At 50.7% G+C, this 1,303-nt stretch carries 1 rRNA gene; it reads left to right on the top strand.

What is annotated here, in order from left to right:
* Nucleotides 1-1,303 (top strand): 23S ribosomal RNA (locus ACAN52_RS21830); the annotation flags it as partial.

The following is a 1,303-nucleotide window of genomic DNA, read 5'->3' as shown; positions in this document are numbered from 1 at the left end:
CCTTGGCGCCAAGAGCCGATGAAGGACGGGGTAAGCTCCGATATGCTACGGGGAGTCGCAAGCAGACTTTGATCCGTAGATTTCCGAATGGGGGAACCCAGCAGTGGTAATGCACTGTTACCCATACCTGAGAGTATGAGGAGGGCACCCGGGGAACTGAAACATCTAAGTACCCGGAGGAAAAGTAATCAAGTGAGATTCCCTAAGTAGCGGCGAGCGAACGGGGAAGAGCCCAAACCAGTGAAGCTTGCTTCATTGGGGTTGAGGACTGGCATAATTCGAACCAGGCCTAGTCGAAGGATTTGGAAAGATCCGCCGCAGAAGGTGAAAGCCCTGTAGACGAAAGGCAGAGTGAGATGGCCATGTTCCAGAGTACCACGAGACACGTGAAACCTTGTGGGAAGCAGGGGGGACCACCCTCCAAGGCAAAATACTCCTTGGCGACCGATAGCGTATAGTACCGTGAGGGAAAGGTGAAAAGCACCCCGGAAGGGGAGTGAAAAAGAACCTGAAACCGTATGTTTACAAGCAGTCGAAGACCCTTATGTGGTCGACGGCGTGCCTATTGAAGAATGAACCGGCGAGTTACAGTACCTAGCGAGGTTAAGCAGAAAATGTGGAGCCGCAGCGAAAGCGAGTCTTAATAGGGCGATTAGTTAGTTGTTGTAGACCCGAAACCGCAGTGATCTATCCATGGCCAGGTTGAAGCGCAGGTAAAATTGCGTGGAGGACCGAACTCGTGAACGTTGAAAAGTTTTGAGATGAGTTGTGGATAGGGGTGAAATGCCAATCGAACGCGGAGATAGCTGGTTCTCCCCGAAATAGCTTTAGGGCTAGCCTCAAGAAATAAGTACAGACGGTAGAGCTCTGATTGGGCTAGGGGCCTTATAGGTTACCGAACTCTGTCAAACTGCGAATGGCTGTACTCGGACCTTGGGAGTCAGACTGCGAGTGATAAGACCCGTAGTCAAGAGGGAAACAGCCCAGACCATCAGCTAAGGTCCCCAATGCCGTGTTAAGTGGTAAAGGATGTGGAACTTCAGAAACAACCAGGATGTTGGCTTAGAAGCAGCCACCATTTAAAGAGTGCGTAATAGCTCACTGGTCGAGAGGTTCTGCGCCGAAGATGTCCGGGGCTCAAACACGGAACCGAAGCTATGGATTTGTATCTTTGGATACAAGTGGTAGGGGAGCGTTCTATACGCTTTGAAGCAGTACCGTAAGGAGCTGTGGAGTATATAGAAGTGAGAATGCCGGTATGAGTAGCGAAAAGACAAGTGAGAATCTTGTCCACCGAAAGCCT

The organism is Pelosinus sp. sgz500959 (assembly GCF_042610375.1).
Classification (GTDB): domain Bacteria; phylum Bacillota; class Negativicutes; order DSM-13327; family DSM-13327; genus CTSoil-075.
Note: the sequence above shows the minus strand (reverse complement) of the source record. Positions and strands in the feature narration are given on the sequence as shown.